This window comes from Labilibaculum sp. DW002, assembly GCF_029029525.1.
Taxonomy (GTDB): domain Bacteria; phylum Bacteroidota; class Bacteroidia; order Bacteroidales; family Marinifilaceae; genus Paralabilibaculum; species Paralabilibaculum antarcticum.
In genome coordinates, this window is record NZ_JAKJSC010000001.1 from 1405612 (window position 1) to 1426053 (window position 20442).

Consider the following 20442-nt stretch of genomic DNA (forward strand, 5'->3'; position numbering starts at 1 on the left):
CAAATAAAATTTAAGCTAAAATACCTTTGAAATTTAGTATTCAATCCTAAAACAAAATATTTCTTCTCGGAAACGTTACCGAAACTGTTTTTATTTCCGGAAACGTTACCGAAACTTGAATATTATATTAAATTTAGATAATATTGAACCTGATTACAACGTAATGTACTGAGGATTCAATAATCTTGGTTCAAATTAATTCCAAAAATGAAGCAGATAACCATAAAAGATGTAGCTAAAAAACTAAAGTGTTCTGTGTCTACCGTTTCGCGTGCTTTTAACGACAAGTATGATATTAGGACCGAAACCCGTGAGTTAATTTTAAAAACTGCAACTGAAATGGGTTACCGGCCCAATCCAATTGCCCGAAAACTTATTCAGCAGCGCTCTTTTAATATTGGTGTTGTAGTTCCGGAATTCATAAATAGCTTTTTCCCTGAAGTTATTATTGGAGCTCAAGAAGTATTACACGAGCAAGGATATCAGGTCCTAATCATGCAGTCTAATGAGTCTTCTGAGTTAGAATTGAAGAATGTACAGACGCTTCTTAATAATATGGTAGATGGGATTCTTATTTCTTTGTCTTCCGAAACAGATAATATGGATTTCTATCTTAATGCCATAAAAGAAAAAATGCCAATGGTATTTTTTAATCGTGTTGTTGAAGGACTTCCTGCATCTAAGGTATTATTTGATGATTATAAATGGGCTTTTTTTGCAACAGAGCATTTAATCATGCAAGGCTACAAAGATATAGTTCATTTAATTGGGTCTAAGGATTTAACCTTAACCAAAAATAGAACAAAGGGCTTTGAAGATGCCCATCGCAAGCATAAATTATCTCCAGGGAAATCTGAGGTAGCAGGTTTTTCGATGAATTCTGGTGAATGTTTTATTGAAAAGCGGATTGAAGAAAATTCTTTACCTCAGGCTATATTAGCTTCCAGTGACCCATGTGCAATTGGAGTGATGAAAATATTAAAAGCCAATGGTTTTAATGTTCCCAATGATATTGCCGTAATGGGTTTTTCAGAATCGAAGCTTGCCGAACATGTGGCACCACCCTTAAGTTCTGTTGAACAGCCAACCTATGATATGGGACGTACTGCTGCCCTACTTTTGTTAGAGCAAATTAAGAACAAAGGCCTATTTGTTCCTCAATCAATTGTATTGAACGGGAGGCTGAATATAAGGGAATCATCAATGAAGTTGTAAATAAAGTATTGGATACAGCATTATGTAAAGACCTTTAAAAAATAAAATATGATCTTTTGCAGATAGATTCAGCATGGTTGCAGAAATAGGTGTGATGGATAAACTATCAACACGACTATAGTACTGAATTACAACAAACAAGAATCAAATAACTAAAGATTCGATCCACAAAAAAAGCATCAAAGTTTTTCAAATCTGATGCTTTTTGATGGAATAAATTCTGAGAAATAAGAACAAACACCACGGTAATGGGTCTAATTTATATCTCTTAGCTTCTTATAATCTCAATCTTATATCCATCAGGATCTGTAATGAAATAGTATTTAGGTTTTTCGCCTGGCAAGCCTTTAAGGTCTGTTGTTTCGAGTCCCATATTTTTATGAAATTCATAGGACTCTTCTAAATCACTAACTGTCAAAGCAAAATGACTAAAACCATTTCCCATTTCATAGGGCTTTTCGGTATCATAATTATACGTAAGCTCTATTTCAAAATTTCTATTTTCATCGCTAAGATACACGAGGGTAAACTTATAATCAGGATAATCCCGTCTTTTTACTTCCTCTAAAGACAATGCTTTTTTATAAAAATCTACTGACTTGTCTAAATCCATTACTCTGATACAAGCATGTTCTAATTTGTAGTTCATTTTTTTCCTCCTCAAGCTAATTTACTTTTATTATTCTTCTATCATAAAAAAGGGTAATGCCGCTCATAAATAAGATGAGCATGTATATTATTCCTGAGCCCCGTTATTCTTTGCAATATCTATCCAGAGTTCTGAAAGTTCTTTTGGATTTGCTCCCAAACCACGAGCCAAATGTAAGGCTACTCCCATTATCGTAACTGAAGCTTCGTGCAATTCCTGATGCGTTTGTGAGGTTCCAAATTTTTCTTGTGCCTTCAATTGGAGTAGTTCGTTATGCTTTGTAACAAATGCAATAGAATCATTATCTGAAATTTCAGGAATCATCAAACAGTCTACCCACTCCTGTCCAATTCTCTCCGTCAATTCTTCAGGAAGCTCGCTACCCATTTTTCTCCACAATACTAATGTTTTCTTATCTCCAGATTCAGCCAAGCCTGTATCAAGCAATAGCTCAAATGCCATATCAGCCAAATTCTGCATCACTTCTAGATAAGCATCTTGAGCCTTTTCAAAGCTATCTGTCTTTTGACCTTGAAGGTATTCACCAACACTCAATTGAGGTAAATCGACAACCTCCGGGCAGGGTTCCAAACATGGAAATTCGTCGCCTTGATACATATAATGAATTTCTTCACTTTGCATTTGGCGGCCCAGTGGGTATAAGCGACAAGCTAATGGGCGTCCTAAATGTACAGAACAACCAAAATTATCGATATACAGTGAACAAGCTTGTTGCTCTTTATAGCCTACTTTCCCATCAAACTTTAAACGAATGCCACCAAAATCGCAACACTGATCACGAAATTTTCTTGGCGTATTCTTTTTCTCTTTGGCAAGATGAAACACCTCCCAAGGGTTAAGCATCACCAATTTTGCTTGGCAGCAAGTTCCGGTTCGTGAGCAGGTAAGCGGTAATATATTTTGACTAGTAAGTTTATTTATTTGCATGCCTATTGCTTAATATTTGATATAACACTGGTAACAACTTAAAGAATTTTCAGTTCCTAAATTGTTAATACCTTATTTGAAAGCGCAAATTTATTAATTTCTATTTAATGACCTTAGAAGACTGATTTTAAATTCTCATACGAACCCAAATAAAGGTTTAAAAAAACAGCCCAAACGAAACGCTTGGGCTGTTGATTTTACTATTGGTTTTCCAAATTACTTTTATCCTATTTGGATTTCTTTGCTAGTTTTTCTGCCTTTTTTTCTTTTGGAGTTTTAGCAGGTTCTTTTTTAACGTTCTTCTTTGAATCTTTACCTTTTGCCATGATATTTTCTTTTAATTATTTGTTTTACTTACTCGAATTGAGTTTTATGCCCTTTAATTCTTGCTCAAAACTCTATTCTTACTATATCTTTAGATAAATTTATTCCAATTTTTAAATAAGCGAAATGTTGTTTATATCGCTTATTATTAATTGTAAAAGGATATTTATCTAGTCTCTCAAGGCAGCAATAAACTGCTGTTATTATTAGCATGTAATCTACAAAACAAAGATCGCATAACAAAAAAATTATTCAGGAATAAAACCAGAACCAAGCGAGAAGCTTTTGCTCTAGAATTAATGCTTGTTAAATCTTCTCTCATTTATCCTTCTTATTCTATTAGAGAACAAGAACTAAAATAAAAAAGGAGCCTTTAAAAGGCTCCTTTTCGTTTTATGATTTAATGTACAATTAGCAATCGTTTTGTGACTACAAATTGATCTGTTCTAATGGATATAAAATAAACTCCCGCAGATAAGTTTCTAACATTAAAATTGAATCGATCATTCAAATCGATATTCTTAATAAGCTTCCCTCTGCTATCAAGCAGTAAAATTTGGGTCACCTTAACATCTGGGAAATCAATATTTACAAAATCGCTAGTCGGATTTGGATACATCTTGATTGCCTCAGCAAAAACATCCTTAATTCCGGTTGCTTTACTTACAGTGAAAGACTGAAAAGCTTCAGCTGCATTAAAGTTTTCGCTTCCGCTTTGATAAGCACGAACCTTAAATACGCCAATACTACTTGGCGTTAAGATCGCATCGTCAATCTGTCCTTCTCCTTCAACAATTTCAAAAGCGATATCAAATCCTTGATCAGAACTTGCAAACAGTTCTAAGTCTTCGTCTACCACAACAACACCTTCAATTGGATCAAATACCAACATCTGATCTGCCTTGTAAACCTCAAAAAACTGACTTATCGATTCGGCCATTTCATAATTTTCATTACCAGCCTGACTAACTTGAACTGTAACTGTTCCAGCTCCAAGGATACTCAATTCACTACCTGAGACACTTGCAGGGCCTGAAATCAACACGAAACTAACCTCTAAACCTGATGAAGCTGATGCGATTAATTCAAAATCGGAATCCCCATAAGTTTTATCTGCAATAGCAGTAAAATCAATCGCCTGAGTAGCTTTACTTACCGTGAAAGTTTGACTTACTGGCTCAGCTGCTTCATAATCTTCGTTTCCTGATTGAATCGCTCTTACGGTAATTGTTCCAACTCCTGTGATCGTCAATTCATTTCCTGCAATACTTGCTGGACCAGAAACAATCTCAAAGCTTACCTCTAATCCTGAAGAAGCTTCGGCTGTCAAAACAAAAGCAGCATCACTATAGGATCTATCTGCAATAGTTGCAAAGTTGATATCTTGAGCGGCTTTGCTCACCATGAAAGTTTGACTTACCAACTCTGCAGCTTCGTAAGTATCATTTCCCATTTGACTTGCTTGAACAGTGATTGTTCCAGCTCCTGTAATGGTCAACTGATTTCCTGATACACTAGCTGGTCCTGAAATGATTTCAAAACTAACCTCAAGTCCTGAAGAGGCACTTGCAGTTAATACAAAAGTAAGATCAGTAATTGCTTTATCAGAAATATCTGCAAAAGTGATTGTTTGAGAAATCTTATTAACCATGAAACTCTGTCTTACAGGTGTCGCTGCCAAATAATTCTCGTTACCATCCTGAAATGCTTCTACAACAATTTCTCCTGCTCCATTTATTTGCAGTGAACTACCAACTAGTGTAGCTGGACCACTTATTAATCTAAATTCAACCGCTAAAATTGTAGCTGCATCGGAACTAGCTGATAACTGTATACTCTCATTGGTAAATTCTCTATCAGCAATAGGATTGAAAGTAATTACTTGACTGGCTTTGCTAACCGTAAATTGCTGTGTTACGGAAGTAGCTGCCAAATAATTTTCATTTCCAGCTTGCGATGCCTTTACAACAATAACACCAGCCCCATTAATCTGAAGTGAATTTCCTGACAAGTTTGCCGGTCCGCTTATAACTTCATATGTAATTGGAAGACCTACGCTTGAATTCAATATTAAGCCTACACTTTCTGGTCGGTATTCACGATCGGCTATTTCTTCAAAGTTAATAATCTGTTCTGCCTTATTTATAACAAAGCTCTGACTAACTGATTCAGCAGCAAGGTAATTTTCATTTCCTTCTTGACTCGCAGTAACAACAACTGTTCCTACACCAGTAATACTCAGTTCTTTTCCAGATAAAGTAACTGGTCCAGATACGATGGTATAGTTAACTTCTAATCCGGATGATGCTGTTGCATTCAAATCAAAAGGCTCATTCCCATATGTTTTATCTGCTATATCATCAAAAGTGATTGTTTGAGAAGCTTTATTCACAACAAATGATTGATCAACTGGCTCTGCTGCTTCATAATCATCATCTCCCAACTGTATTGCTCTAACTGTAATTGTTCCAGCTCCAGTTATTGTCAATTGATTTCCTAATAAGCTTGCAGGTCCAGAGATTAATTCAAAACTCACCTCTAATTCTGATGAAGCGGTAGCTGATAATGCAAATGCAGAATCATCTAATGATTTATCAGCTATTTCAGCAAAAGTAATTGTTTGAGAAGCCTTACTTACAATAAAGCTTTGCTGTACTGGCGTTGCGGCCAAGTAATTTTCATTTCCATCCTGAAAAGCTTCTACAACAACCTCACCTGCTCCTACAATTTGTAGTGAATTACCAACTAATACTGCTGGTCCACTAATCATTCGAAATTTAACAACTAATGCAGTTGCTACATCTGAACTAGCCGACAACAGAACAATTCCAGTATTCAATTGTCTATCTGGAATATCAACAAAAGTGATTGTTTGAGAAGCTTTACTCACAGCAAATGTTTGTTCTACAGATGCTGCAGCTTCAAATTCGTCGTTCCCTATTTGAATGGCTTTTACCACAACGGTACCAACACCAGTGATACTTAGATCTTTTCCAGTAATAGTAGCTGGTCCTGAAACGATTTCAAAACTAACTTCTAATCCAGAAGTTGCAGTTGCAACCAACTCAAAAGCCTCATCACCGTATACTTTATCAGTTAAATCTGCAAAAGTGATGGTTTGAGAAGCTTTACTAACAACAAATGATTGCTCTACAGATACTGCAGCTTCAAATTCATCACTTCCTGTTTGAATGGCTTTTACCACAACGGTACCAACACCTGTGATACTTAGCTCTTTTCCAGTAATAGTAGCTGGTCCTGAAACGATTTCAAAACTAACTTCTAAACCAGAAGTGGCAGTTGCAATTAATTCAAAAGCCTCATCACCATATACTTTATCTGTTAAATCAGCAAAAGTGATAGTTTGAGAAGCTTTACTAACAGCAAATGTTTGCTCTACAGATACTGCAGCTTCAAATTCGTCGCTTCCTGTTTGAGTCGCTTTTACCACAACAGTACCAACACCTGTGATACTTAGCTCTTTTCCAGTAATAGTAGCTGGTCCTGAAACGATTTCAAAACTAACTTCTAATCCAGAAGTGGCAGTTGCAATTAATTCAAAAGCCTCATCGCCATATACTTTATCTGTTAAATCAGCAAAAGTAATGGTTTGAGAAGCTTTACTCACAGCAAATGTTTGCTCCACATATTCTGCTGCTTCGAAATGGTCATTTCCAATTTGCGTAGCTTTTACCACAACTGTTCCAACACCTGTAATACTAACTTCTTTTCCGGTAATGGTCGCTGGTCCTGAAACGATTTCAAAACTAACTTCTAAACCTGAAGTGGCAGTAGCTGTCAACTCAAAAGCCTCTTCCCCATATACTTTATCTGTTATATCAGCAAAAGTGATGGTTTGTGTTTCTTTTTCAGCAGCATTCCAAGCTGTAGTGGTTTTTTCTCCATAAATATACTCTACAAGCTCAGGGTAATCGATAAAAGGATTTCTATTCTTCTGATACTTGTAAACGACATTATTGTGTCTTACTTCGTAAGGATCTACCGGATCAATTTCACTCCATTCCTGGAACATTTCAACAGAACCAACTTGTGAAATATCTAGTCCATAACGTAAATTCAAATAGAAAATAACACGAGCAACATCACCTTTTGCCGACAATGGCGGCTCGTACTGACTTCCTGATGTTGAATTCGCAAATGGGAAATTATTTCGCTTGTTATTTTCATTTTTATCGGAACTTCTTAAATGGTGAGCATCCGATTGAGCCAAAGCCAAATCATCACCGGCATTTTCAATGATATCACCATTTGCATAAATTCCAGATCCCCAAGGTGCTCTCGCATTTTTAAAACCTCCGGTTGATTGTGGATAAACATGCTCGCGATTCCACTTTTCTTGAGAACCAGTCTGTCCTAAATGTTTTGCATCCGCATCGTATACCAATTCTTTGTAAATCATGTATACTTTTGTTGGATTGTTTGGATCACGATCCGCTTCATCCATAATATCGTATACATCTAAAGGTGTTTTACCTGTAACGAACCTACGACTCTCTGCAGGAACATCTCCACGACCATCTTCTTCGTATGGATACGACACATAACCAAGGTTAATGATTTCAGCCAACTTACTTTTTAAAACATCCGCTTTTGTACCTTCAGCTTCCTGGTAATAATTTACTGGAATACCTGTACTCTGATAATGTTCTCCTTCACTTACCGTAACTACATATTCAAATGGTAGTAAAGTGTGATCATTTGTTGTTACCTCTAATTTAGCTGGCTCGGCAGTTGTATTAACGATAGGCTCGTTATCATCTTCGGCAACCAAATAAACATCATAAGCAGTGTTTTGTATTAAGCCAGAAACTTCATGTAAAATTTCTTCTGTTCCAATTGCAAAAGATCCTGAAACAAGAGATCCTGTACCAGCTTTTACCGCTTCAACAGTTGGTACTTCTGCTCCATCATCTAAAACTGCAAAGTAAACTTTACCCATTTCGTTTAGCTTCACATTCATCACAAAAGAGGAAGACGTAAAACTATCTACTGTTGGATATCCAACTACAAACTCTGGAGCCAAAAGATCTGGTTTTCCGTAAGCTGTAACAGAAACGCTTACGATTTTTGCACCTTCCGTTTGATGTGTAATTGTAGCAGTAAGCTTATCCGTATAAGCTACTGAAGGATTAAAGCGAACGCTAACTTCCTTACTTGCAGCTTCCTCCTTAGGAATAATCACACTTGATGACCAAGTACTACCATCTAATGAAAGTTCAAATGATTGATCTACTGAAACAGTCAAATCTTCCAATAAATCAACACCTTTTACTAGGTATGATTTTGCATCGGAAGGAGCTTCTGAATTGTCAACATCTACATAATTAAAAGTCAAATCATCTGCATTCTCAACAAGTATTTCTGATGAATAAGAGTGCAATTTCAAACGTAACATGATCGGATGATGATCCGAAACAGTAGTGTTTGTCTGACTTGTATTGTTTGTTAAAATCTGATACTCATCGTACAATTCATTCGAAATTGTAATGTGATCGATATTTGTAGTCGAAGTTAAAACATGATCGAAATAATCACTTGTTTCAAACCACGAAGAATAAGGTGACGATTGACCACTTGACATACTTCCATCCAGGTAATCATTATAATCTCCTAAAATCACCAAATTATCATCTGAGTAATCCGTGTTCAATGCATTAAAAAGAAATTTAGCATCTGCTAGTTTTCTTGCATGACTATCGTAACAGCACTTGGCGTGGATATTAACAAAACTAAGAATTTCACTAGCTCCATCGATATTCACTTCAACCTCGAAAAAGTATGGTAAACGACCCGATGCCCAAAATTTAGAAGCATCTCCTGTATATCCATCAATGGATGTAGTTGATCCTCCTTCGTACAAATCTGAGAACATTGAAAAGTTATTCAACTTGCTAACCGTACTTGTATTGTATATGTAACAAACACGCTGAGCAGGATATTCTGTACTTGGATCGCTATCGTCATGAGAATATCTTGGTCCCATAGCTCCGGTGTACAATTCACTGCCAGCCAATTCATTTAACTTATCAATCAATGGCTGTAAGAAATCTCCATTCAAATCATCAGAAACTAATTCTTGCAGTGCGTACACATCTGCATTCAATTCGATAATTCGAGCAGAAACAGCATCTAATTGCTCTGTAAAACTAGAAGCACTCTTCGATTTTTGAGGAGCTCCAAACCATTCCACATTCCACGATACAATATCTAAAGTTTTATCTTTTCCTAAAGTATTGGCATCTGCAATTTCTGAAGATTGCTCAGAAGATATATTAAGAATAAGTGTTTCTGCACCTTTAGCTTTATTCGTAATACTTCCTGTAGTACCATTTATAGCTGCCGTTTTTGGTGCAAATCTTACATTGATCTGCTTTGGTGAAGTCTCCGTCTTTGCAATTGCTAAAGTAGCTGTCCATGTAATTCCATCTAATGAAAGCTCATAATCATCACTTGCTTTAACACTAATGTCACCCTCTAATTTATCGAAGCTTAATTCGTAAGATTGGCTTGCACTAGTAGCACCCACTTCTGTATATGGAAATAATAAATCCCCAGTCAAGTTACTTGCTAATGTTCCTGTTAGTGGAATTTTATTTCCTTCAACAACAACATCATCAACTTGATAAGTGGTTGTTAAAACACTTCCATCACCTGAATATTTAAAAGCTACAAAAGCAGTTCCTTCGAACGCAGAAAGATCGATTGCTCCAGACAAGACAAAATCCGATCCGTAAGCAGAATTATTTCGCTCATCAATTGTTGCAGGTAAGCTTTGCCAAGTGGCAGTTGTAACATCCGAACCATCAAAATCTGTCGAGATTAAAACCTCTAGTGTTGTTCCTTTGTAATAGCCATTCTTGGTTTTGAAATTCAGCTTTTCATTGTCGTAAGCATCTAAATCCAATTCTGGTGTAATCAACCAACTTGTTATATCTCCAGTTGCCTGATAAGCCGACATTTGCATGTAAGTATTACCCGAATATTCTGTAGTTGCCCAAGCTCTATCTCCAACTTCCGATTTTAAAATCCAATTTTCATGTGTATTCGATTCAAAATCTTCATTTAAGAAAGCTAATGGTATTAAGGCAGGATCACCTTCTGTTCCTGCTACGGATATTGTTTTAGATTCTTCACCGCTGGTAATTTGAATTGTTCCTGTTACCGCTGTATTGATAGCAGATTCCGGAACAAATTTTACAGAAATAGTAGTTTCAGCAACCGAACCAGAACTAAGTGGCAATGTTACAGATGAAGCATAGCTTATCGCATCGGTTGACAACAAAAAGTGTTGAGGTGCATTAATTGCAATATCCTCTACCAATTCATTTGCCGAAACTGTGAAACTTTGAACTGAAGATTCCTCTCCAAACTTCACCATTCCAAAATCAGCCAAAGCACCAGATAATTGAATTTTTGATGGCTCTGTTCCGATACCACCATTCCAGGTATCAGCCTTAGCTTCCCCAAAAATATACTGTACTAATTCTGGATGATCAATAAAAGGATTTCTATTGTTCTGATATCCGTAAATTACGTTATTCCTTCTTACTTCATATGGATCTACTGGATCCTCTTCGTGCCATTGCAATAAATGTGAAAGTTTACCATGACGAGGAGCAGATTCTGTTTCCTTGCAAAGATCATCAACAGTCATTTCCCAACGAGTTGCCATATAAAAAATCATACGAGCAACATCTCCTCTTGCTGATTTTGGAGGTGTATATCCTGGAGAATCATTACCAAAATCACGGCTCCCACGAGCACTATTTTCCTGTGCATCGGTAGCTCGTAAATGATGACCATCTGTTCCTGGACCATTTGAAGTTCCAAAATCGCCATGAGATTTCGCCCAGGTATGTTCTCTATTCCATCCTGTAGAACCTGAAACGTGAGCCGTTTTAGCAATGCCTTCTTCAATATACATCTGCCAAACTTGTGAGGCATCTTTAGGATTCTGATCTCCATCTTCGCACATATCCCAAACATCTGAAGAAGAACTTGAATAAGGTAATTGTACAGCTCCAGTCTCAATGATCGTATGAATATGAGAACGCAAGTCTGTTCCAATATACCCTACAGCATCACTATAATAATCTTCTGGTATTTTTACACTTGTCATGTGATGACTAGGACTTACTGTCGCCACATATTCCTTAGGAGTCAAGTTCACGACAATACTTCCATCGCCACTTGTTGTTGGATCAAGATAGACGTAATTGGCCAAAATTCCACCAACAGTTCCATCATTATCTACAATACTAATTGTACCACTTACGGTCGTTCCCAATTGAATTCCTGCCGATGGATTACTTATTGAAACATTTAATGTCTCTGTTCCTTCATTCTCTGAATCGTCAACAATTGTAAGACTTGCAGTTGCAGTCGTTTCGCCAGCAATAAATGTTACTTGCGTAGCTGATAAGGTATAATCGCCAGCAGTAATTCCTGTTCCTGAAATACTAACATCAACCGTTTGATTTTCACTTAGGCTTTCACTTAAAGTAGATGTAAGTGTAATTACAGTTTGATCTGCTTCCGACCCTGAGTTTGAAGACAAAGCAAATTCTACACTTGGTAAAGCTGGTTCTGATGACAATTCTTCAACTATTGTATTCCCTTCGAAAGATGGATGTGAAAAATACAATCCTCTATATCCGTCAAATTTGATTTGTTTGCCCAAATTTTCAGGATGATCCATTAAATTCCATGCTGCTTTTTCAGAAGAGGCTAATTTTAAATTCAAACAATTATCATGATTTGTTTCATCCTTAGAATCAGCAACTGACACATAATTCCCATTACCAAAAGGAGCTTCAAAATCAGTTCCTACACTAACAATGTATCCATAAGCATAATAGCTTGTTTTAGTCGTATTTTCAGTATCCGGCAAGACTATTGCTTCTGCAATAGTAAATGGTTTAGCCTCTGATCCATCATTTACAGCAATATCATTATCTATAATGCTAATATCACCTGTTATCGTTGAACCTAATTGAATTCCTGCAGAAGGGTTCGATAAAGCAAGCGTTAATGTTTCTTCTTCTTCCTCATCAGAATCATCAATAATAGTTAATGTTGCTGTGGCAGATGATTCTCCAGCTAAAATTGTTAACTGGTTTTCTGATAAAGTATAATCACCAGCTGTAATTCCTGTTCCGGTAACATTTAAATCTACAGTTTGATTTTCGCTTACTGTTTCTGATGTAGTTGCTGTTATAGTAATTACGGTTTGATCTTCTTCCGATCCTGCGTTCGCAGATAAAGCCAACTCAACAGTTGGAATTGCCGGCGTACCTGATAATTCTGTAATTACAGAATTTCCTTCGAAAGAAGCATGGCTACTATAATTATCTCTAAAACCGTTGAATTTGATTTGTTTTCCTAAATTTTCAGGATGATCCTTCAAATTCCATATATCGCGGTTAACTCCCGATTCTAGCTTTAAATTTAAACAATTATCAAAATTTGTTTCCTCTTTTGAATCAGCTACAGAAACATAGTAAGCATTTGTAAAAGGAGCTTCAAAATCATTTCCTACACTTACGATATAACCATAAGCATAATATTCAGTTGAAGATTCTGCTAGGGATAATGCTTCCGCGATGGTAAAAGGACTTGCTTCCGAACCATCGTTACTTAGATTATCATTATCAGCAATACTAATAACTCCACTAACAGTAGTTCCCAATTCAATTCCTGCTGATGGATTTACAATTGAAACTGTTAAGTTTTCTGCCCCTTCACTTTCTGCATCATCAAGAATAGTTAAAGTTGCTGTTGCAGACGTCTCTCCTGCTAGAAATGTTAGCTGTGTAGCAGATAAAGTATAATCATCAGCAGTAATTCCTGTTCCGCTAATGCTAAAATCAACTGTTTGATTCTCACTTATTTCTTTACTTACAGTTGCTATTAAAGTGATAACAGATTGATCTGCTTCCGATCCAGAATTGGCTGATAAAGCCAATTCAACTATTGTTTCATCGCTACTGCTTGTATTCGATTTTCCAGGAGTTGGAATTCCTGCAGTAAAAGCTGTTGTATTTCTAGCTCCTCCTTCTCCATCAGTTGATCGATAAATTGAGTGAATGTCCTTATCGTTCGATCCATCCTCATTAATTTGTTCTCCTGCAGTTAATGCTGCTAACAATCCAGCATCATCATTATCATTAGTATCATAAACAACAATATCTACCAAATTTTCTGTAGTTACAGCTGTTCCGTTCGGGATACTTGCTGCCGAAGTTTTGTACAAAGCAACTGCATCAGCGCCATTTTGTAGAAAATTACTTGGCTTAACCATATTAACATTGGCAACATCAGTATTTCCGACTACAAAAAATCCTTCTGCATTGGTTGTCATACCATCCAAATCATAGGTAGCATAAGATTCGTCGTTACTTCCATTAAATAGAACCAATACATATCCTGTTAGGGAAGTATTTCCAGCTCCTCCGTCGAATAATTCTACAAATTCTTTTGTATCAGTGCTTACCTGATCACAATCCATCTCATTAATTAAGATGCTTGAAACGACAGGTACCTCTACTTTAACCGTCACCTCATAATTCTGAGTTGATCCATCTTCGGCAGTTACTGTATAGCTTACTGGATTTGTAAAATCTTGAGCAGTGGAACTTGCTGGCAATACAGATGCCTTATCTGAAATTGTAATTTCTGGACTAAGAGCTGTTACCACAGTAGACTCAGGTAAGGTGATCCCAATTGTATGTGCTATTTCGTCGATAGAACCTGCTTTACCATTAATCGAAAAAGCAGTTATCGCCTTTGCCGAACTTAAAACAGTACCAGAACCATAAGCAGTCCACGCTATATCATCAATGCTAACTTGTTTTCCCCCATCTGAAACATTCTTAATCTCAAGACTAAAAACGCCATCAACATTAATGTCATTAACTATAAAATCTTGTACACCCGTTATCTCTGCTGATTGACCAACAGAAACTCCATTAATAAACAACTCTACTTTACGAATGTTAGTCGAAGTAAATACTTTATTGACTTTACAGCTAAAGCTTTTTATTCCGTTGGCAATATTTTCAGTTTTTACTGAACTATCTGTTTTTCCAAAACAGATGGCTTTACCATTAATTTGTTGATCTCCTCTGGAATTTATAAAACTCCAAGTTTGAGAATTGTTTCCTTCAAAATTTCCGTTTTGATACGAACTTCCCGAAATGGGTAAGTTTGAGAAATCTTCTAATCCTTGTCCTAAACTGACTTGGATAGACATAAAAAAAGTAAGTAATGTCAGCAGACACCACCTCTTACATGTGTAAAATGTAAACATAGGCTTAGTAGTGAATAAGATAATAAATGGTGTGAAAATAAATTTCCCACGAAGTGTGTATAAAATGGTTATTAGAAGCCCTAAATTATACAAAAAACCAATTCACAAGATTCGATAATATTAAGTCTATGTAAAGTTTTGATTAACACTTAAAATCTGTTTACAAACTACTAATCATGATACTTAACCAACGCTATTTACACTCAGTAAAAATACTATATTACTTAAGTTAAAAGAACAATATATTATTTGAGAATTATCCACTAGAATTAATTGGACGAATGGTAAGTGTAACAAATCAATTAAATTGACTTTTTTTTATTTTTAAGCAAACCTTTTTTTTGTCTTATTGGTATTTCATAATTGTACTAAACGTTCAATACTAAAAGTTTTCGTCTATCACTTTATTATTTTGCTCATTATCTTATCATATCTCGTGTCCATACAAACACTAATATCTGTTGTTATAAACCTCCCGTTGTAAAAGAGACTAAAAATAGTTGCCGGACTTGGGGCAGATTGAGCTTTTTCCATGGTTTCCAGTTTAATTATTTTTAGTGGAAGCTTTCTGTTCTTAGCCGTTTCAACCAAAGAGTTTTTTGCATGAAATTCTGCAAATGGGCAACGGTTAGAATAATAAACTACAATTCCATTTTTTTCAGAACATTCTCCACTTTTCACCGATTCATTAAATTTTGGCAATTCCGCTTTGGGCTTTATTTTTTTGACTAAAAGACTAAACCCACTTGAAATTCTTTCAACTTCCTCAAAGCCTTGTTTTACAAGCCATTTCGTATCGCTCATAAAATGAAACTTCTTAGTTCCTACAACTGTTATTAAACCTTCTTTTCCTTGACTTCTAGCATCTTCAGTCGCTATTCTCAGAAGTTCTTTTCCGTACCCATTCTTTTTGTATTTACCAGACACCCAAAAACAATTAATATTTAGGTAATTGGGTGCTGTAATCGGAATCCAAGCATTTTCAGCAGGACCATACTCTATAAATACCTTTGCTCTTTCATTAAGGCGTTTAAATACATAGCCATTATTGAATTCCTCAGCCAACCAATCTTTTTTCGCTTGATAACTATCAGAACATTTCTTATCAGATATTGCACAGCAAATATGTTCTTCCGATATATTTTTCGTGTTTAAATCAATTAACTGTTCCATTGGGCTAATAAATGTTTATACTTGGTAAATTTCAGTGATTTTTCATTTCCTAATCAACACCTTTCACCTTCATTTTTAGAGTATATACAGAAGTACGTGCTGTAATAAATAGAATGTTTCTTTCCTTTCCTCCAAAACATAGATTGCTTGGTTTTTCGGGAGTTTCAATTTCTTTTATAAGCTTCCCCTCAGGATTGTATACCCAAATCTTACCAGAAGTTAAATACACATTTCCCCTGTGATCAATCGTCATTCCATCGCTACCATGAGGAGCAAAAAAAGTTTTATCACTTAAATTACCATCTGCTTCAATCTTATATTTCCATATTTTATTGTCTTTAATATCGGCAACGTAAAGTACTTTTCCGTCCGGAGTTCCAATAATTCCGTTGGGTTTTTTAAAGTCATTAATAACTCTAGTTAATTTTGCGTTTGAATTTAAATAATAGACTCCAGGCGTATCTTGGATCTCCTTGTGATTTTCATCCCACCATTTTCGATGATAATACGGATCTGTAAAGTAAATACCTCCACTTGGATTAATCCATAAATCATTGGGGGCATTTAGATGCTTACCTTCAAAATTTTCAATAATTACATGAGATTTTTTGTCTTCATCAAAATAGACAAGTTGGTTGTTTTCATCGGCACATGCAACCAATTGTTCTTTTGCATTAAAGTACATTCCGTTTGATCTTTTAGTGCCTTCTAAATAAAGAGAAATATCTTTTTTCTGATCCCAAATATGAATTTTATCGTTGGGCTGATCTGTAAAATAAACTTGCCCCTTTGAATTTACAGCTGGGCCTTCAGTAAATTTAAAACCGGTACCAGCCAATTCTACTTTTTCATTTTTGGCGATTATTTTGTCTTGCTTATTCGATTTTGAAAATGAGAATAACAGAATGCAAGGCAATACGATTATTATTTTGTGAATCGATTTCATAACTGAATTTATAAATATTCAAAAATAAGAATTCATTTTTACTAATTGGATAACACTTTCTGGAAGATAATTTATTATTAGATAAAACTAGGCTTTAAACGACTCATCAGCACCCATGAAATTTAGTTTTTATTACCGCACGTTTTATTCAATTATATTAATCTTCCATTCATTATTTTCCTTCAAAAGAAAAATAGATGTACTGCTATTCCAATAGTAAAAAGTACTGTCTTTGGGATAATAATTATAAAACTGAAGTTTAACTTCACCCTTTTCTGATTCAGTTATAACCTCTTTGACATTTACCCCATCAATTAACTCCATACTTCCAATCCAACGGTAAGAATTAAAGAAATCGCATTGTGCCGTTTCATAATCATCTAGTTCGTCAAAGACAGAATCAAACATAGTATATTTAACTTCTAATAAATTTTCAATACATGATTCATAAGCTTTCTTTTCTTGTTCTATAAGTTCTTTTGAAAAAGACAATTTCTTCAGGTTATTCATATACAAAGAATAGTCAAGTGTTGTATTTCCATTTTCATCTTCAACGAATTGTGGCGAATATTCAGGATAGGCTTCTTCCTTGATTACTTCAACGTACCATTCAAAGAAGTTTTCAATTATCGATACGATTTTAGTTGAATCTGAAGTTTGAGCATTTATATTTCCAGAAAAAAGAAAGCTCAAAAGGAACAAGATTATAATATTTTTTTTCATTCTATATTAGTTTGGCTAATGTGCGGTAATATTATTAATAAACACAATGCCGTTTAATTGTATGTGAATCTACAAAACAATAATTAGTCAACAAAAGTTTTGATAAGGAAGGAAGACAAAAATGCATTGCAAATAGTATTACAGGTAAACGTAGATATTAGAATTTTCAGAGAAAATCACGTAAAAAAAATGGAGCTTCTTAAGAATCGCTCCATTGCCTATTAATATTCTAATACGATAAACTATTCGTGTTTTTATTATCTATTTTTTTCAATCCAAGATTCTATAAAATCATTGTCAGATTGTGGAAGTTCAAAAAATTGCACCGCAGTTTCGATGGTGCTCGCAACTTTAACATTAATAGGAAGATTTCTTTTTTTCATATCAAATCCCAAACCAATAATAACTTGGTATGGTGAGGTTGTTAAAACGAATGATTTTCGCTCACCCATATATTTACGATCCTTAAACAAAAAGTCTACATATTTATCAATTTCATTAAATCTAAAAAGAAATTTTGAATCTCTAATATCATGTAATACATTGAAATCTGCACTGTAGTTTTCATCGCAAGCAATATTATTTTTCGCTTCAATTAGTTCTTCAATTGAGAACTCACCACAATAACATTCAACAATCAGAGATTTATCTGGGAAAATCGCATATGCTGTTTTATTTTTCATAATCAGATTTAGAGGATATTTAAAATAGTTTTTACAAGAAACCATCCTAGGTCTTCATATTTCATTACGATTTGCAGTAATGGAAATTTCAAAAAAACATTTACGAACTTGAACAAACAAGGTTTTAGTAAAATCAACTTTTTTCATTCTGAGTTTCATTATGCAGGCCGTATAATCAACGAATTATGCTTACTTCAAGTAAGAAAAAAAACGGCATCCAATTTAATCGGAATAGAAATTTAATATCATCGGGCATTTTACTTCTTTGCTTCTGTTATCTTTGCGCATTAAAGCATCTCATACATGAAAATAAAGACACAAGGGAAAAGATTTCAGGGACAAGCATGGTTCGAATTCTGGATTAGCACTTTTTGGCGCTATCCAAATCGATTATTTGCACTTAAAGCAACTATCTCCATGGGACTTTTGTTAATCCCCTTCCTGATTTTTGACGCTTCTTTTATTGGCGTCACTTTGGCTTTGGGTGCCTTAGCTGGTGCGCTTTCCGAAACAGATGATCATCCAAAAGGACGTATAAAAGCACTAATTCTTACCATTATTAGCTTTGCTATTTCGAGTGTTTCAGTGGAACTCTTAAGGCCTTTCCCTATTCTATTTGGCATTGGTTTGGTTGGATCAACCATCACCTTTATTATTTTAGGTGGATTGGGAGAACGCTATAGAGGCGTAACCTTTGGCGCTTTACTTGTTGCCATTTATACCATGCTTGGCGCAGATCTATCACCCAATTGGTACTGGCAACCGCTATTGCTTCCTGCTGGTGCATTATGTTATGGTATTATTTCGCTTCTTCTTTTAACTTTTCATCCTTCAAGGTTATTGGAAGAACAATTATCTCAAGGCTTCGAAGATCTTTCTGTCTACATGAAAGAAAAATCACGCCTTTTTCCTAGCGATGCTAAAGTTCAAGATAAACTCAGAAATCGCTTGGCAACCTTAAATAGTAAATTGGTCAATTCGCTTGGAGGATGTAAAAATGTATTAAACAGTTACGAAGATGCAATGAAAAATCATGAAGCATTGCGTCCCTATTTACATAAATTCCTTTTGTTGCAGAGTCTTCACGAAAGAGCTGCTTCGAGCCACGATCGTTACGATTTATTGAGTGATAATCCTGAAAACCACGAAATTTTAGAAGGCTTAGGTCAATTGCTGCTTCAGCTTTCCATAGCTTGTCACGAAGTTTCGAAAAGTCTGATCATGGGAACGGTTTATCACCACCCAATATCTTTAAAATGGACCGTATCGGCGCTAAAAGCAAAGGTGAAAAAGCAAAATGCAAGTGGAAAATACAGCAGCCTTTCTCTTCTACTGCAAAATCTTACACAATCGCATCTTTCACTTCAGAATATGAACTTTAATGTCGATTCTGGAATTCTACCAAGAGTAGATCGTGATTCTCGCTCCTTATGGCAACGTTTTAAAGAACAATTAAACTGGAATCATCCTCGTTTGCGTTATGCAATTCGATTGAGCTCCTGCTTTTTATTGGGTTATATCCTAATCAATCAATTCAATATTGAAAAAGGAGAATGGATCTTACTAACCAGTTTATTTGTTTGCCAACCAAGCTATAGCGAAACCAGAAGAAGACTGTTCCAAAGAATTTTGGGAACTTTATCGGGTGTGGTAATTGGAGTGGCAATTGTTCAATTATTACCAACAAAAGCCGGACAAATTGCCTTACTTCTTGGTGCTGCTTACGCTTTCTTTGCTTGGCTCCGAAAGAACTATTCCATTTCTGTGATTTTTGTTACCATTTTCGTGATTGCTGCGTTCAATTTACTTGCTGGTAAAGGCGTAGCAGTTATGGGACCTCGAATTTTAGATACATTAATTGGTGCAATTTTAGCAATTGGAGTGGTACGTATTCTTTGGCCAGATTGGCAATACAAGAAACTCCCTCAACTACTTGCCAACGCCTTGCAACAAAACAGCAATTATTTTAAATCAATATTGGCAGAATACAAAGAGGCTAAAGAAGATGATCTGGATTATCGTATTTCCAGATATCGGGCACACCAGGCAGATAGTGCATTAGCATTAGCTTGGCAAGGCATGAAGTTAGAGCCTAAGCAACAACAGAAATTTCAAAAGCACGCCTTTACACTTACCTACCTAAATCATGCTTTGTTGTCTTACTTATCTGCATTGGGAGCTCATCGCGACACAAAAAACTATGTAGATGAAAAACAATGGCAAATGTACAGTAATATCGAAGCTGAGTTAGCAAATGCGATTAATGCAATCGAAAATCAAACCGTTTGTTCTTCTTCCGCTGGAATTAAAACATTTATAGAAGAATTAGGACATCAGCTTAGTGAAATGGAGAAAGGAAACGAACGCCTAAAATTAGTATTGCTATACAATATTGCAGAAGTTAGCGAACAGCTTCTTGAAGAGGCTTGTTTGCTAAGTGAGGAGTGAAAAA

At 35.5% G+C, this 20442-nt stretch carries 9 protein-coding genes; 2 read left to right on the forward strand and 7 right to left on the reverse strand.

Annotation, left to right across the window (positions count from 1 at the left end):
- The first annotated feature begins 207 nt into the window (after positions 1-207).
- Positions 208-1215: a LacI family DNA-binding transcriptional regulator gene (locus tag L3049_RS05365; RefSeq protein WP_275108770.1), complete on the forward strand. Its 1008-nt coding sequence runs from the start codon at positions 208-210 to the stop codon at positions 1213-1215.
- Positions 1216-1483: 268 nt separating this feature from the next.
- Here the strand turns inward: L3049_RS05365 and gloA are convergent, their stop codons facing one another.
- The 7 genes from gloA to L3049_RS05400 all read right to left on the reverse strand — a co-directional run bounded on the left by gloA (position 1484) and on the right by L3049_RS05400 (position 17990).
- Entirely contained in the window at positions 1484-1864 is a 381-nt protein-coding gene (gene gloA / locus L3049_RS05370; RefSeq protein ID WP_275108771.1) for a lactoylglutathione lyase, read from the reverse strand.
- An 87-nt stretch (positions 1865-1951) separates the two neighbouring features.
- Positions 1952-2812 carry a YkgJ family cysteine cluster protein gene (locus tag L3049_RS05375; protein ID WP_275108772.1) on the reverse strand — a complete coding sequence of 287 codons (861 nt, stop codon included), beginning with the start codon at positions 2810-2812 and terminating at the stop codon, positions 1952-1954.
- A 724-nt stretch (positions 2813-3536) separates the two neighbouring features.
- On the reverse strand, positions 3537-14408 hold the full coding sequence (locus L3049_RS05380; RefSeq protein WP_275108773.1) for an endonuclease: 10872 nt from the start codon (positions 14406-14408) through the stop codon (positions 3537-3539).
- Between the two features lie 456 nt (positions 14409-14864).
- Entirely contained in the window at positions 14865-15638 is a 774-nt protein-coding gene (locus tag L3049_RS05385) for an N-acetyltransferase (RefSeq protein WP_275108774.1), read from the reverse strand.
- A gap of 49 nt (positions 15639-15687) precedes the next feature.
- Entirely contained in the window at positions 15688-16584 is an 897-nt protein-coding gene (locus L3049_RS05390; RefSeq protein WP_275108775.1) for an SMP-30/gluconolactonase/LRE family protein, read from the reverse strand.
- 144 nt (positions 16585-16728) lie between these two features.
- Complete coding sequence (locus L3049_RS05395) at positions 16729-17307, reverse strand: hypothetical protein (RefSeq protein ID WP_275108776.1); 579 nt, start codon at positions 17305-17307, stop codon at positions 16729-16731.
- Positions 17308-17564: 257 nt separating this feature from the next.
- Positions 17565-17990, reverse strand: coding sequence for a hypothetical protein (locus tag L3049_RS05400; RefSeq protein WP_275108777.1), 426 nt, complete (start codon positions 17988-17990; stop codon positions 17565-17567).
- A 303-nt stretch (positions 17991-18293) separates the two neighbouring features.
- Here L3049_RS05400 and yccS point away from each other — a divergent pair, with 303 nt between their 5' ends.
- Positions 18294-20438: a YccS family putative transporter gene (gene yccS / locus L3049_RS05405; RefSeq protein WP_275108778.1), complete on the forward strand. Its 2145-nt coding sequence runs from the start codon at positions 18294-18296 to the stop codon at positions 20436-20438.
- The last annotated feature ends 4 nt before the right edge of the window (positions 20439-20442 follow it).

Bases quoted from the DNA above. Each gene is read 5' to 3' on its own strand.
- L3049_RS05365 (WP_275108770.1), top strand. From the start codon at position 208: ATGAAGCAGATAACCATAAAAGATGTAGCTAAAAAACTAAAGTGTTCT.
- L3049_RS05395 (WP_275108776.1), bottom strand. From the start codon at position 17,307: ATGAAAAAAAATATTATAATCTTGTTCCTTTTGAGCTTTCTTTTTTCT.
- L3049_RS05385 (WP_275108774.1), bottom strand. From the start codon at position 15,638: ATGGAACAGTTAATTGATTTAAACACGAAAAATATATCGGAAGAACAT.
- L3049_RS05390 (WP_275108775.1), bottom strand. From the start codon at position 16,584: ATGAAATCGATTCACAAAATAATAATCGTATTGCCTTGCATTCTGTTA.
- L3049_RS05380 (WP_275108773.1), bottom strand. From the start codon at position 14,408: ATGTCTATCCAAGTCAGTTTAGGACAAGGATTAGAAGATTTCTCAAAC.
- gloA (WP_275108771.1), bottom strand. From the start codon at position 1,864: ATGAACTACAAATTAGAACATGCTTGTATCAGAGTAATGGATTTAGAC.
- yccS (WP_275108778.1), top strand. From the start codon at position 18,294: ATGAAAATAAAGACACAAGGGAAAAGATTTCAGGGACAAGCATGGTTC.
- L3049_RS05400 (WP_275108777.1), bottom strand. From the start codon at position 17,990: ATGAAAAATAAAACAGCATATGCGATTTTCCCAGATAAATCTCTGATT.
- L3049_RS05375 (WP_275108772.1), bottom strand. From the start codon at position 2,812: ATGCAAATAAATAAACTTACTAGTCAAAATATATTACCGCTTACCTGC.